This window comes from Streptomyces sp. NBC_00510, assembly GCA_036013505.1.
Lineage (GTDB): Bacteria > Actinomycetota > Actinomycetes > Streptomycetales > Streptomycetaceae > Actinacidiphila.
Genome location: CP107851.1, coordinates 8882218 through 8895111 on the forward strand (window position 1 = coordinate 8882218; position 12894 = coordinate 8895111).

Genomic DNA, 12894 nt, shown 5'->3' on the forward strand with positions numbered 1-12894 from the left:
AGTGCCGAACTTGGGAGTTCGACAATGAGCAAGCCCGTCCTCGAGCCTGCGGCTCAGGAAATCGCGGACGCCACGGCGACGCCGCCATTCCTCTACGAGCTCGGTGCGGAAGGCGCCCGCAAGGTCCTCGACGACCTGCAGGCGGCGCCGGTCGAGAAGTACGACGTCCGGGAAAAGTGGATCACCGTGCCGGCCGAGGTGGGTGACGTGCGGGTGCGCATCGTCAAGCCCGTGGGCGCGGAGGAGGTCCTGCCCGTCGTGCTGTACGTGCACGGTGGCGGGTGGGTGCTCGGCAACGCGGGCACGCACGACCGTCTCGTGCGCGAACTGGCCGTCATGGCGCACGCCGCGGTGGTGTTCGTCGAGTACGACCGCTCGCCCGAGGTCCGGTACCCGGTCGCGATCGAGCAGGCCTACGCGACGGCCCGCTGGGTCATCGGGAAGGGCGCGGACGAGGGCCTGGACGCCTCGCGCATGGCCGTCGCCGGCGACTCGGTCGGCGGCAACATGACCGCGGCGCTGACGATCATGGCGAAGCGGCGCGGCGACGTGACCTTCGTCCACCAGTCGCTCTACTACCCCGTGACCGACGCGGCCCAGGACACCGGCAGCTACCGGGAGTTCGCCGACGGCCCGTACCTGACCGCGAAGGCCATGGCCTGGTTCTGGGACTGCTACACCACCGACCCGGCGCAGCGGGCGGAGATCACCGCCTCGCCGCTGCGGGCGAGCCTGGAGGACCTCCAGGGCCTGCCGCCGGCGCTGGTCATCACCGACGAGAACGACGTGCTGCGCGACGAGGGCGAGGCCTACGCCCGCAAGCTCACGCTGGCCGGCGTGCCCACCACCAGCGTCCGCTACAACGGCACGCTGCACGACTTCATGATGCTCAACCCCGTCCGTTCCACGCAGGCGACCACCGCCGCCATGGAGCAGGCCACCCGCGCGCTGCACACCGCGCTGCACACCAACTGAGTCACCCCACCGCCGGACGCGGGGCCGGGCCACTGCGCCGCCCCTGCCCGCGGGGCCTCCCCGAGAAGCGCCCGCACCGGTGATTCCTGGTGGTCCCGGACCCGGACGTCCCCGGTTGCCGGCCGCGAGCCACCTCTCGCAGACGTGCGGCGCATCCCGCCGCACCCTCCGCCGGACCTCGTTCCCGGGGCCCGGATCGCACAACCATCTCCCGCCTCGAAAGGGCCTTCCTGTGAACCGTCATGCCCGTTACCGGACCCTCCGCACCCCGCTCACCGTCATGGCGACGGTGACCGTCGCCGCCGGTCTGCTCGCCGCGACCATGGCCCCCGCCAGCGCCACGAAGGGCGGGCACGGCGCACCCTCGCACCACCGCAAGCCGACCGTGGTCCTGGTCCACGGCGCGTTCGCCGACTCCTCCAGCTGGAACGACGTCGTCAAGAAGCTGAAGCACGACGGCTACCCCGTGGTGGCGGCGTCCAACCCGCTGCGCGGGCTGGCCAGCGACGCCGCGTACGTCCGGGAGCTGGTGGACAGCATCGACGGGCCCGTGGTCCTGGCCGCCCACTCCTACGGCGGCGCCGTGATCTCCAACGCCGCGTACGGCTCCGACAAGGTCAAGGCCCTCGTCTACCTGGCCGCCTTCATGCCCGACAAGGGCGAGAACGCCTTCGACCTGTCGCTGAAGTTCGAGGGCAGCACGCTCGGCGACGCGCTGAAGCAGGTGCCGGTCACGATGCCCGACGGTTCCAAGGGCGTCGACCTCTACATCGACCAGGCCAAGTTCCACCACCAGTTCGCCGCGGACGTCCCCGCGCACACCGCGGAGATCATGGCGGCCACCCAGCGCCCCGTGTCCGGCGGCGCGCTGTACGAGCCCTCCGGCGAGCCCGCGTGGAAGACCATCCCCTCCTGGACCCTGGTGGCCTCCAACGACCGGAACATCCCCCGCGAGCTCCAGGTCTTCATGGCCAAGCGCGCCAAGTCCCACGTGGAGGAGGTCCGTTCGTCCCACGCGGTGAGCGTCTCCCACCCGAAGGAGTCCGCGCGCATCATCGAGGAAGCCGCGCGCTCGGTCCGCTGACCGCCGGCCCGGTGACCCCGCGGGCGGGGCGGCGCACGATGCGCCGCCCCGCCCGCCGTTCGTGGCCTCCCGGAAATTCGGTTGCCTGACGGCCCGCTGGTCGAACATCATCTCGGCCATGGATCTGTAACCAGTGGCGCACGTGCGGAATGAAGACGGTTGGAGTCACTCCCCGTCAGGTTCCGGCGTGCCGTTCGAAGCCCGCACCGTGTGATCAGTGCGGGCTTCCTTCACGCGACGTGATGTGCCACGTCGCGCCGGCCGGTGTGCTCCGCTCTCGGACGCCGGCCTCACGCCACTGGATCCGGGGGAGTTCACAGCGCCGCGACGCGCTCCCTGACGCCTCCTCCGTCAGCCCTGGAGTTCGCCGAAGCCATGAACGAGGTCCGCAGTATCCGTGTGTCCGCTGAAGGCGGCGGTTCCGACGTCGACCGGAAAGCGCTGTGGGTGATCAGGGAGCTCTGCCTGCCCGCCATCGTCACGGCATGTGTGTCGTGCAGGTCCACGCGCCACCGTCCCAGCGGCAAGTTCCGCGTGAACGCGAGCGGCAAGCTCCTCGACGTCTGGATGCTGATCTGCTGCGAGCTGTGCGGCCGTACGTCGAAGATCCCCGTCCACGAGCGCGTCCACGTACAGGCACTCGACCATGAGCGGCTGCAGATGTTCGAGAACAACGATCCGGCCATGGTGCGGCGTCAGACGATGGACGGGGCGACGGCCGGAAGGGCCGGGTACCGGCTCGACTGGACCGGCACATGGGAGCTGGAGACCGACATGCCGTTCTACGACATCGAGCAGGACGATCCGACGTCGTTCGAGGTCGTCGTCGGTTTCGACCTCCCTGCGCCCATCAGGGTCGAGAAGCTGCTCATGACCGGGCTCGGCCTGAGCCGATCCGCTGTGAGAGCCATGGTGGCCTCCGGGCGGCTACGCCTGCCCCTGGCCGTCGACGCGAAGGCACGCGGAGACTTCACCTTCTTCGTCACCGCCACCCCACCACCTCCGCGCGACGCGGCAGCGGGTCCCACGGCCTAGGGTCGCGGCGCCGACCGCTCCGCGCACCGGCCCGGCCGGTCGGTGCGCGGAGCATGGACATCACGGGCGCCGGCGTCGAGGATGGCCACCCACAACACGTCAAGATTTCTGCCCGGTGATGGAGTCGGTGCGGGGCGCGTGCCCCCTCTCCGCGCCACCACTGGACGGTTTCAGGCGGCTTCCACGGGACGGCACATCCGGGCACCGACGTCCCAGGTGGGCCGTCCCGCCGGGCAGCGAAAGGGAATCGCCGTGCCCTCGGCGAACTACCGTTCCCTGCTGCGCACCCCCGGGGCCGCAGCCTTCTTCCTGCCCGCATCGCTCGGACGCGTCGGCATCGCGATGACCGGCCTCAGCATCGTCTGGCTCGTGCACAGCCACACCGGCACCTTCGCCGCGGCCGGCCTGGTCGGCGGCGGATTCGCGGTGACCGACGCGCTCGTGGCGCCCCAACTGGCCCGGCTCGTGGACCGGTTCGGGCAGACCCGGGTCCTGCTGCCCGCACTGCTCGCCCACGCCCTCGCGGTGGCCGTCCTCGTGTCCCTGGTCGCCGCCGACGCCTCCGGCGCCCTCATGACCCTGGGCGGTGCGCTGGTCGGGGCCAGCCTTCCCCAGCTCAGCGCGATGTCCGCGGCACGCTGGGCGGCACTGCTGCGCACCGACCGGGCCGCGGAACTGCCCACCGCTTTCGCGCTGGAGTCGATCGGCAACGCGGTGGCCTACCTCGTGGGCCCGGTGCTGGTCAGCGCACTCGCCGCGGCCGGACATCCCGCGGTCGGCACGGTGCTGGCCGCCTCCTTGTCGGTGGCCGGCGGCCTGGTCCTCGCGGCGCAGCGCCGCAGCGCGCCCCCGCCGGCCGCCGACAGCGCCGTACACGCCCGCGCGGGCCGGTCGTTGCTGTGCGGCGCGGTCTTCGTACTGATGGGCCTCAACCTCGCTCTCGGTGTGTTCTTCGGCGCCATGCAGGTGTCCGTGACCGCCTTCGCGGTGGAGCACGGCGCACCGGGCGCCGCAGCCGTGGTCTTCACCGTCTCCAGTTGCAGCGGTCTGCTGGCCGGTTGGGTGTACGGGTCGCGCCGGTGGGGCGCCACGCCCCCGGTGCAACTGCTGGCGGCGACCAGTGCGCTCCTGCTCGGCACGCTGCTGCTGCCCACGGCCGGCTCACCGTTCGGGCTCGGCTTGGTCGTCCTCCTGACCGGTGCCACGATCCAGCCCCTTCTGGTGCTCTTCTCCGTGCTCACCGAGTCGACCGTCCACCGGGCCGTTCTGACCCAGGCGTTCTCCTGGCTCGGCTCCGCCGGCGCTGCGGGCTCGGCCGCCGCGGCGGCGGTCTCCGGCTGGGCGATCGACTCATCCGGCGCACGTGGCGGGTTCGCGGTCACCACCGCGGCCGCCGCCGCGATGACCCTCCAGAGCCTCGCGGGCCTGCGTCTCCTGCGGACGCGGAAGGGACAGCCGGCACATGCGGAGCCGACGGCGAACTGAGGGGAGGGAACCTTCAGCCGCGTACGACGAGGATGCCGGCCGCCGGCTCCGCGCGGTCGATCAGTGCGGTGAGGCTGACGGCCGGCGCGGACGCCAGCGCGTCGCCCGCGAGCGCGCCCACGTCCACCGCCGACGTCCGCCCGCCCAGCGGATGGGTGAACCCGGTGACGACCCAGCGGCCGCCCACGGGTGAGGCCGAGTCCTCGCACCACGCCCAGCGTGCGCCGTGCACGCTGATCAGGAACTCCGCGAGGCAGGCCACCAGCAGCATGTGGAGCTCGACCCACTCCTCCCGGTCGAGGAGATCGGGGATCTCCCGGGCCAGGCGCGCGTCGAGGACGCGCACCGCGGTCCCCGGGTCCGTCCGCAGGAGATCGGGAGCACGACCGAGACCGGCCAGGAGGTCCCCGGTGCGGCCGCGGCACGCGGCGGCCCACTCGGAGACATCGACCAGGGCGACGGCATCGGCGTTCATGCAGGCAGGCATATCAGAGCGGACTCGACGGGCAGCACGGTGCCCCCGCCGCCGCTGCCAAGCGATATTGCGTTGTCGGCTTCCAGGAGGCTGCGAGAGCATCCGGGCATGGACGAGCCCGCCGAGATCCTCCACTCCGACCAGGTCGAACTGCGCCGCTGGCGCAACGGCGACCTCGACGCCCTGGACCACGCCATCCACGAGTCCCTTGACCACCTGGTGCCCTGGATGCCCTGGGCCGCCGGCCACGGCAGAAAGGACACCGCGGGCTTCCTGGCCCGCAGCCAGGACGAGTGGGGGAGCGGGGAGGCGTTCGCCTACGCGATCACGTCGGAGGACGTGGTGATCGGCAGCTGCGGCCTCCACCGCCGCATCGGTGCGGGCGGCCTGGAGATCGGGTACTGGCTCCACCCCCGGTGGACCGGACGGGGACTCGCCACGGCGGCCGCCGCCGCCCTCGTCGGCCAGGGCTTCGCCCTGACCGGCATCGACCGGCTGGAGATCCACCACGACGCCGCCAACGCCGCCAGCGGAGCCGTCGCCCGCCGCCTCGGCTTCACCGAGATCGCACGCGTACCGGAACCGGAAGGCCCATCCGCTCCCGGCGAAGTGGGGATCGAGGTCGTCTGGCGGATGACCGCGGACCAGTCGAGCGCGTCCCTGCCGGGTCGCGCGCTCTGAGTGCGCAGAGGTCACCGTGCGCGCCCGGGAGGATCGGTCAGGAATGGAGAAGCCTCCGCGAGCGGGCCGCGGCTAGCGTGACGGCCATGGACATCACCATTCACTGGACCTTCCTCCCGCACACCGACCCCGAGGCCTCGCTGGCCTTCTACCGCGACACCCTCGGCTTCAAGGTCCGCAACGACGTCGGCTACGGCGACATGCGCTGGATCACCGTCGGCCCCGCCGACCAGCCCGGCACGTCGATCGTCCTGGAGCCGCCGGCCGCCGACCCGGCCATCACCGAGGACGAGCGCCGCACCATCACCGAGATGATGACCAAGGGCACCTACGCCCGTCTCACCCTGGCGACGCCCGACCTCGACGGCGTCTTCGAGCGGCTCGTGGCGGGCGGCGCCGAGGTCGTCCAGGAGCCGACCGAGCAGCCGTACGGGATCCGCGACTGCGCCTTCCGCGACCCCGCGGGCAACACGATCCGCTTCAACGAGGTCCGCTGACCGCCCCGTGATCCCCGCTCCCGCGCCGCCCCCCGGCGGGAACCCGGCCCCCACCCGGTCCGTTCGGCGGGGACCGGGCCGAAGCGGGAGCGGGGCGGCCCGGCGGACGGTTACGGTGGCCGCGCCCCGCCGACGCGGGGGGACCGGACATACTTGACCGAAGCCGGTCAGATCGAGCCAGGCGACGCCGACGGAGACCGCGAGAGCGGCCGCGCACGCACGAGACAGATGGAGAGACGACACACATGGCCAAGAAGGCGGACGCGCAGTCGCCTGCGCCGCACGTTGCCGACAGCCACGATCTGATCCGCGTGCACGGTGCGCGCGAGAACAACCTGAAGGACGTCAGCATCGAGATCCCGAAGCGCCGACTCACGGTGTTCACCGGAGTCTCCGGCTCGGGCAAGAGCTCCCTGGTCTTCAACACGATCGCCGCGGAGTCGCAGCGGCTGATCAACGAGACCTACAGCGCCTTCGTCCAGGGCTTCATGCCGACACTGGCCCGCCCCGAGGTCGACGTCCTCGACGGGCTGACGACCGCGATCACCGTCGACCAGCAGCGGCTGGGGGCCGACCCCCGCTCCACCGTCGGCACCGTCACCGACGCCAACGCCATGCTGCGCATCCTCTTCAGCCGGCTCGGCACCCCGCACATCGGCCCGCCCAGCGCCTACGCCTTCAACGTCCCCTCCGTCCGGGCCAGCGGTGCGATCACCGTCGAGCGCGGCACGAGCAAGGCCGAGAAGGTCACCTTCACCCGCACCGGCGGCATGTGCCCGCGCTGCGAGGGCCGGGGCACGGTCTCCGACATCGACCTGAGCCAGCTCTTCGACGACTCCAAGTCGCTCAACGAGGGTGCGATCACCGTCCCCGGCTACAAGGGCGGCGGCTGGAACGCCCGGCTCTACGCCGAGTCCGGCTTCTTCGACCCCGACAAGCCGATCCGCACGTTCAGCAAGCAGGAGCTGCACGACTTCCTGCACCGCGAGCCGACCCGCATGAAGATCGCGGGCATCAACATGACCTACGAGGGACTGATCCCGCGGGTCCAGAAGTCGATGCTCGCCAAGGACAAGGAGGCGATGCAGCCGCACATCCGCGAGTTCGTGGACCGCGCCGTCGCCTTCACCACCTGCCCCGAGTGCGACGGCACGCGGCTCAGCGAGGGCGCTCGGGAGTCGAAGATCGCCGGGATCAGCATCGCCGACGCCTGTGCGATGCAGATCAGCGACCTGGTCGCATGGGTCCGCGCCCTGGACGAGCCCTCGGTGGCGCCGCTGCTCACGAAGCTGCAGCACACCCTTGAGTCGTTCGTGGAGATCGGACTCGGCTACCTCTCGCTGGAGCGGCCGTCGGGCACGCTCTCGGGCGGTGAGGCGCAGCGCGTCAAGATGATCCGCCACCTCGGCTCCTCGCTCACCGACACCACCTACGTCTTCGACGAGCCCACCACCGGTCTGCACCCGCACGACATCCAGCGGATGAACGGCCTGCTGCTGCGCTTGCGAGACAAGGGCAACACGGTGCTCGTCGTGGAGCACAAGCCGGAGACGATCGCCATCGCGGACCACGTCGTCGACCTCGGACCCGGCGCCGGCACGGCCGGCGGCACCGTCTGCTTCGAGGGCGACATCGAGGGGCTGCGGAGCAGCGGCACCATCACCGGCCGCCACTTCGACGACCGCGCCTCCCTGAAGGAGACGGTGCGCAAGCCCACCGGCAACCTGGAGGTCCGCGGCGCCACGGCGCACAACCTGCGCGACGTCGACGTCGACGTCCCGCTCGGGGTGCTCACCGTCATCACCGGCGTCGCGGGCTCGGGCAAGAGCTCCCTCGTGCACGGGTCGATCCCCGCCGGTGCCGGGGTCGTGTCGGTCGACCAGAGCCCCATCCGCGGCTCACGCCGCAGCAACCCGGCGACGTACACCGGACTGCTCGACCCGATCCGCAAGGCGTTCGCCAAGGCCAACGACGTGAAGCCCGCACTGTTCAGCGCCAACTCAGAGGGCGCCTGCCCCACCTGCAACGGCGCAGGCGTGGTCTACACGGACCTGGCCATGATGGCGGGCGTCGCCAGCACCTGCGAGGAGTGCGAGGGCAAGCGGTTCCAGGCCTCGGTGCTGGAGTACCACCTCGGCGGGCGCGACATCAGCGAGGTGCTCGCGATGTCGGTCACCGACGCCGAGGAGTTCTTCGGCGCCGGCGAGGCGCACACGCCCGCCGCGCACCGCATCCTCGGCCGGCTCGCCGACGTCGGGCTCGGCTACCTCAGCCTCGGCCAGCCCCTCACCACGCTGTCGGGCGGTGAGCGGCAGCGGCTGAAGCTGGCCACGCACATGGGCGACAAGGGCGGCGTCTACGTCCTCGACGAGCCGACCGCCGGCCTGCACCTCGCCGACGTCGAGCAACTGCTCGGCCTGCTGGACCGTCTCGTCGACTCCGGCAAGTCCGTCATCGTCGTCGAGCACCACCAGGCGGTCATGGCGCACGCCGACTGGATCATCGACCTCGGCCCCGGCGCAGGCCACGACGGTGGGCAGATCGTCTTCGAGGGCACCCCGGCGGACCTCGTCGCCGCCCGCTCCACCCTCACCGGCCGGCACCTGGCCTCCTACGTCGGCGCCTGACGCGCGGCGGGGGCCGGGGCGATCACGCCCCGGCCCCCGTGTCGTCACGCACCCCGCGCACCGCGGGAGCCGCTTCAGTAGCGGGCGCTGTGGGCCCGCAGGAGCGGGGAGGGCATGGACGGGCGGCCGTCGACGCTCGCCCCGGCGAACTGGAGCATCGGCGCGAGCGTCGCGTTGTTGTGGGCGGGGAAGTTCAACGTGGGCGTGGACACGTCGTCGAGCACACCGCGCTGGGCCTGGGCGAGGCTGACGTCCAGGGCCCGCAGGTTGGCCTCGAACTGGTCCATGCGCCGCGCGCCGATGAGGGTGGACGTGACCCCGGGGCGGCCCTGCACCCAGGCCAGCGCGACGGCGGCGGGGTCGGCGCCCGCGTCGGCGGCGACGGCGTGGAGCGCGTCGATGACCTTGTAGTCGGCCTCGCCGGGGGCGCCGACGAGCTGCGTGCGCGCGGTGTCCACCGGCCCGGTGGAGGAGCTCGAGTACTTGCCTGACAGGAACCCGCTGCGCAGCGGCCCCCACGGCATCACGCCCATGCCGAGGGCCTCGGCCATGGGGATCAGCTCGCCCTCCGAGGTGCGTTCGAGCAGGGAGTACTCCAGTTGCAGCGCGACGACCGGGGCCCATCCGCGGAAGCGCGCGATGGTGGCGGCCTCGGCCGTCGCCCACGCCGGTACGTCGGAGAACCCGATGTAGCGCACCTTGCCGTCGCGGACCAGGTCGTCCAGCGCGCGGAGGGTCTCCTCGACGGGCGTGGCCGGGTCGAAGTTGTGGAGCCAGTAGATGTCGACGTAGTCGGTCTGCAGGCGCCGCAGGGAGTTCTCCAGCTGTTGCACGATCGCCTTGCGGCCGGGTCCGCCGCCGTTGGGGTCGTTCTCGTAGAGGTTGCCGAAGAACTTGGTGCCGAGCACGACCCGGTCGCGCAGCGCGGACCGGCCGGCGAAGTAGTCGCCGACGATCTTCTCGGAGTGTCCGTTGGTGTATATGTTCGCGGTGTCGATCGAGTTGCCGCCGCGGTCGAGGTAGGCGGCCAGGATGTTCGCGGACTCCTCGGGGCTGCAGCCCCATCCGTGATCCTCACCGAAGGTCATCGTGCCCAGGGTGAAGGGGCTGACGCGCAGTCCCGAGCGGCCGAGCGTGACGTAGGAATCGAGCGACATGACGGGGCTTCCTCACGGAGAACGGGGTGGGGGAGACCGCGCAGGCCGTCCCCTGGTGCTCCTCCATTCGACCCCGCCACCTGGTGTTCTCCTAGACCGATCGGAGCGGATCGTTGCACGATCCGCTCAGCCTCGCCCAGATCGTCCGTGCGCCCGTCGCCATGATGTGGTCCACTGGGATGGTGCGTCACTTGGAAGAGATCGGCGAGCGGATCACGCGTCTCGCCTCGGGGAGCCCGCGGCCGCGGTGGGTCGAGGGAACGGTTGTGTTCGCGAGCGACCGCGTCACCGAACCGATGGGCACGGTCAACGAGCCGATGATGGCGCTGACGGTCCAGGGAGCGAAGCGCTCGGTCCTGGGTGACCGCATCTTCGATTACCGGGCGGGCCAGTACCTGGTCGCGACCGTGGAGCTGCCCCTGACCTCGCAGATCAGCCGCGCCTCGGCCACCGAGCCGTTCCTCGGGTTCGGGCTTCCGCTGCGGCCGGCGATCATCGCGCAGCTGCTGCTGGAGGCCGCCCCTGTCCCGGCCCGCTCGTACGAGGGGCCCGGCCTGGCGACCAGCGATGCCGACGACCGGCTGCTGGACGCGGTCCTCCGGCTGCTGCGCCTGCTGGACGAGCCCCGGGACGTGCCCGTACTGGCTCCCGGGGTGCGACGCGAGATCCACTGGCGGCTGCTGAACGGGCCGCAGGGAGCGTTGATCCGGCAGATCGGACGCGCCGACAGCCGCATGTCGCTCGTGGCCCGCGCGATCGACTGGATCAAGGCCCACTACGACCAGGTCATCCGGATCGACGACGTCGCCCGGGAGGTGGGCGTGAGCGTCTCCTCGCTGAACCGGCACTTCCGCGCGGTGACCGCCATGAGCCCGTTGCAGTTCCAGAAGCAACTCCGGTTGCAGAAGGCCCGCCTGCGACTCATCGCGGCACCGGACGAGGTCGCCGCGGTCGGTCACGCCGTCGGGTACGACAGCCCCTCGCAGTTCAGCCGCGAGTACCGCCGCATGTTCGGCGCCCCGCCGGGCCAGGACGCGGCTCGCCTGCAGACCGCGGCGGTGGTCCAGGAGTAGACGCCGCCGTCAGCCGGCCCACGCGTCTGCGGACCTGCCCGAATCGAAGAAGCGGTCCCTCGTGCACCGGATCTTGCCGTCCTCGAGATAGACGGTCGACACGATGTCGTGAGCCTCCAGGGAATTTCCCTCTCCATCCAGGAGTTCGTCGGTCCGGCGCACGGAAACGACGTCTCCGTCGGCCTGGATGTGACGCACATCCATACGGAAGCCGCTCGCGCGGAAGGTCTCGAGGGCACGGCGCAGGTCCTCGAGGAGGGCGTCCAGGCCGTCCACGGGATGGTCGTTGAAGATGACGGACTGCCAGTTGACGTCGGGATGGAGAAACCGCTGACAGGTGGCCACGGCATCGTCATAGGTGGGTCCGAATTCCGCACAGAAATTCCGGACCGTGTCCACGGGCGATGGATGGCTCATGTCCAGCATTCCTTCATGATCGGAGTCGTCCGGCGCGCCGAGTGTTTCAGACAAGCGACGGCCCGCTCCACGAGCCTGTCCCTCCCAACTGGTAGGCGCAGCCTCCTGCAAGTGGGGTCACACCCCGGCCCCTGCGTCGGCACGGCACAATCAGCCCGTGGCAACCGGGAGGGCCCGGCTTGGGGGAGGGTGCGCTGTGATGGTTCGTCATCGTCCGGTGGGGAGGCGCTCGATGGCCCGACGCGTCACCGGGCTTCTGGGGCTGCTGGCGGCCGCGGTGGTCGTGCTGGCGGCTGTCCTGCTGTCCCCGTTCGTGCTGGAGAGGATCTCCGGCTCGCGGGGCGTGGACTGGGACCGGCTGGGCCAGGTCGGTGCCGCGTACGGCTTCACCTCGGCGATCGTCTCGGCGCTCGCGCTGGCCGGTGTCGCGGTGTCGCTGATCGTCCAGAACCGGCAGGCCAGGGCCGAGCAGATCCAGGGGATCCGCGGCTACTACCTGGAGCTGGCCCGGCTGGAGCTCGACGACATGGCACTGTTCCAGCCCGTCTGGGGTGCGACGGACATCGCCGATCCGGACGGGCGGAAACGGCACGTCTACGCCGACCTGATGATGAACTACGCGTGGATGGGCTACGAGATCGGGACGATCCCCGAGGGCCTGCTGCGGGACATGCTGGCCGGGATGTTCACCGGGGAAGCGGGGCGCGACTACTGGAGCAGGGCGCACCCCTCGTGGATCGCCCGCTCGTCCGGGAGCCGTGCGGGCCGTCGTTTCCTGGGAGTCGTCGGCGAGGAACTCGCCCGGGCCGTCGCCGCCGGGCCCGGCGTGCCCGCTCCCCGGGCTCCTGGGGTACCGCGCCGGCGATCGGCCGTGTCCGGCACCCTGATCGGCCTGGGTACCGGTCTGGCCCTGGGAGCGCTCCTGCGGGGCCGACGCTGAAGGCCGTCCCCGGGTGCCGCCCCCGGGCGCCTGCCGGGCGATGGTGTGGTGCCGCGCGTCCTGATCGCCGTCCTGGCAGGATGGGCGGCATGGAACGTGTGCTGGGAATCGGTGGTTACTTCATGCGGGCGGCCGACCCCGCGGCCCTGAACGCGTGGTACCGCGACTGCCTGGGCCTGGACGTCGATGAGCACGGTCTGTGGCGTCCGGAGGCCGGGCCGACGGTGTTCGCGACCTTCGAGTCCGGGACCGACTACTTCGGGTCCCGCACCCAGCAGACCATGCTGAACTTCCGGGTCCGCGACCTGGACGCCATGCTCGCGCAACTGCGTGCCAAGGGCGCCGACGTGGCCGAGGAGACGCAGGACATGGACGGCGTCGGCCGATTCGGCTGGGTCACCGATCCCGAGGGCAACCGCATCGAGCTGTGGCAGCCCGCCTGACCGCA

Annotated in this window: 13 protein-coding genes; 10 read left to right on the top strand and 3 right to left on the bottom strand. The window is 71.3% G+C overall.

Annotated elements, in window-relative coordinates; genetic code table 11:
* Nucleotides 1-24 precede the first annotated feature (24 nt).
* The 4 genes from OG937_40480 to OG937_40495 all read left to right on the top strand — a co-directional run bounded on the left by OG937_40480 (nucleotide 25) and on the right by OG937_40495 (nucleotide 4579).
* On the top strand, nucleotides 25-975 hold the full coding sequence (locus tag OG937_40480; protein WUD77545.1) for an alpha/beta hydrolase: 951 nt from the start codon (nucleotides 25-27) through the stop codon (nucleotides 973-975).
* Nucleotides 976-1297: 322 nt separating this feature from the next.
* Nucleotides 1298-2059 carry an alpha/beta hydrolase gene (locus tag OG937_40485; GenBank protein WUD79029.1) on the top strand — a complete coding sequence of 254 codons (762 nt, stop codon included), beginning with the start codon at nucleotides 1298-1300 and terminating at the stop codon, nucleotides 2057-2059.
* Between the two features lie 399 nt (nucleotides 2060-2458).
* Nucleotides 2459-3094: a DUF1062 domain-containing protein gene (locus tag OG937_40490; GenBank protein WUD77546.1), complete on the top strand. Its 636-nt coding sequence runs from the start codon at nucleotides 2459-2461 to the stop codon at nucleotides 3092-3094.
* Between the two features lie 252 nt (nucleotides 3095-3346).
* A complete protein-coding gene (locus tag OG937_40495) occupies nucleotides 3347-4579 on the top strand; it encodes an MFS transporter (protein WUD77547.1) in 1233 nt (410 codons plus the stop codon).
* A gap of 13 nt (nucleotides 4580-4592) precedes the next feature.
* Here OG937_40495 and OG937_40500 read toward each other — a convergent pair whose 3' ends face one another.
* The gene (locus OG937_40500; GenBank protein ID WUD77548.1) at nucleotides 4593-5054 is read right to left on the bottom strand and encodes a hypothetical protein; all 462 of its coding nucleotides are present in this window, start codon (nucleotides 5052-5054) and stop codon (nucleotides 4593-4595) included.
* Between the two features lie 108 nt (nucleotides 5055-5162).
* Here OG937_40500 and OG937_40505 point away from each other — a divergent pair, with 108 nt between their 5' ends.
* From OG937_40505 to OG937_40515, 3 genes are all read left to right on the top strand, one after another.
* Entirely contained in the window at nucleotides 5163-5735 is a 573-nt protein-coding gene (locus tag OG937_40505) for a GNAT family N-acetyltransferase (GenBank protein WUD77549.1), read from the top strand.
* Between the two features lie 86 nt (nucleotides 5736-5821).
* Nucleotides 5822-6232, top strand: coding sequence for a VOC family protein (locus OG937_40510; protein ID WUD77550.1), 411 nt, complete (start codon nucleotides 5822-5824; stop codon nucleotides 6230-6232).
* Between the two features lie 245 nt (nucleotides 6233-6477).
* Nucleotides 6478-8859, top strand: coding sequence for an excinuclease ABC subunit UvrA (locus tag OG937_40515; protein WUD77551.1), 2382 nt, complete (start codon nucleotides 6478-6480; stop codon nucleotides 8857-8859).
* Nucleotides 8860-8933: 74 nt separating this feature from the next.
* Here OG937_40515 and OG937_40520 read toward each other — a convergent pair whose 3' ends face one another.
* Nucleotides 8934-10016: an aldo/keto reductase gene (locus OG937_40520; protein ID WUD77552.1), complete on the bottom strand. Its 1083-nt coding sequence runs from the start codon at nucleotides 10014-10016 to the stop codon at nucleotides 8934-8936.
* Between the two features lie 113 nt (nucleotides 10017-10129).
* Here OG937_40520 and OG937_40525 point away from each other — a divergent pair, with 113 nt between their 5' ends.
* On the top strand, nucleotides 10130-11089 hold the full coding sequence (locus OG937_40525; protein ID WUD77553.1) for an AraC family transcriptional regulator: 960 nt from the start codon (nucleotides 10130-10132) through the stop codon (nucleotides 11087-11089).
* 9 nt (nucleotides 11090-11098) lie between these two features.
* On the opposite strand, the gene OG937_40530 is transcribed toward OG937_40525, so the two are convergent.
* Nucleotides 11099-11560, bottom strand: coding sequence for a nuclear transport factor 2 family protein (locus tag OG937_40530; protein WUD77554.1), 462 nt, complete (start codon nucleotides 11558-11560; stop codon nucleotides 11099-11101).
* A 178-nt stretch (nucleotides 11561-11738) separates the two neighbouring features.
* On the opposite strand from OG937_40530, the gene OG937_40535 reads away from it, so the two are divergent.
* Both OG937_40535 and OG937_40540 read left to right on the top strand, forming a co-directional pair.
* Entirely contained in the window at nucleotides 11739-12446 is a 708-nt protein-coding gene (locus OG937_40535) for a DUF6082 family protein (protein WUD77555.1), read from the top strand.
* 89 nt (nucleotides 12447-12535) lie between these two features.
* The gene (locus OG937_40540) at nucleotides 12536-12889 is read left to right on the top strand and encodes a VOC family protein (GenBank protein ID WUD77556.1); all 354 of its coding nucleotides are present in this window, start codon (nucleotides 12536-12538) and stop codon (nucleotides 12887-12889) included.
* The last annotated feature ends 5 nt before the right edge of the window (nucleotides 12890-12894 follow it).

What these genes read in the sequence shown, in the direction of transcription:
- OG937_40480 (WUD77545.1), top strand. Translation starts at nt 25, where the DNA reads ATGAGCAAGCCCGTCCTCGAGCCTGCGGCTCAGGAAATCGCGGACGCC.
- OG937_40485 (WUD79029.1), top strand. Translation starts at nt 1,298, where the DNA reads ATGGCCCCCGCCAGCGCCACGAAGGGCGGGCACGGCGCACCCTCGCAC.
- OG937_40500 (WUD77548.1), bottom strand. Translation starts at nt 5,054, where the DNA reads ATGAACGCCGATGCCGTCGCCCTGGTCGATGTCTCCGAGTGGGCCGCC.
- OG937_40505 (WUD77549.1), top strand. Translation starts at nt 5,163, where the DNA reads ATGGACGAGCCCGCCGAGATCCTCCACTCCGACCAGGTCGAACTGCGC.
- OG937_40510 (WUD77550.1), top strand. Translation starts at nt 5,822, where the DNA reads ATGGACATCACCATTCACTGGACCTTCCTCCCGCACACCGACCCCGAG.
- OG937_40515 (WUD77551.1), top strand. Translation starts at nt 6,478, where the DNA reads ATGGCCAAGAAGGCGGACGCGCAGTCGCCTGCGCCGCACGTTGCCGAC.
- OG937_40520 (WUD77552.1), bottom strand. Translation starts at nt 10,016, where the DNA reads ATGTCGCTCGATTCCTACGTCACGCTCGGCCGCTCGGGACTGCGCGTC.
- OG937_40535 (WUD77555.1), top strand. Translation starts at nt 11,739, where the DNA reads ATGGCCCGACGCGTCACCGGGCTTCTGGGGCTGCTGGCGGCCGCGGTG.
- OG937_40540 (WUD77556.1), top strand. Translation starts at nt 12,536, where the DNA reads ATGGAACGTGTGCTGGGAATCGGTGGTTACTTCATGCGGGCGGCCGAC.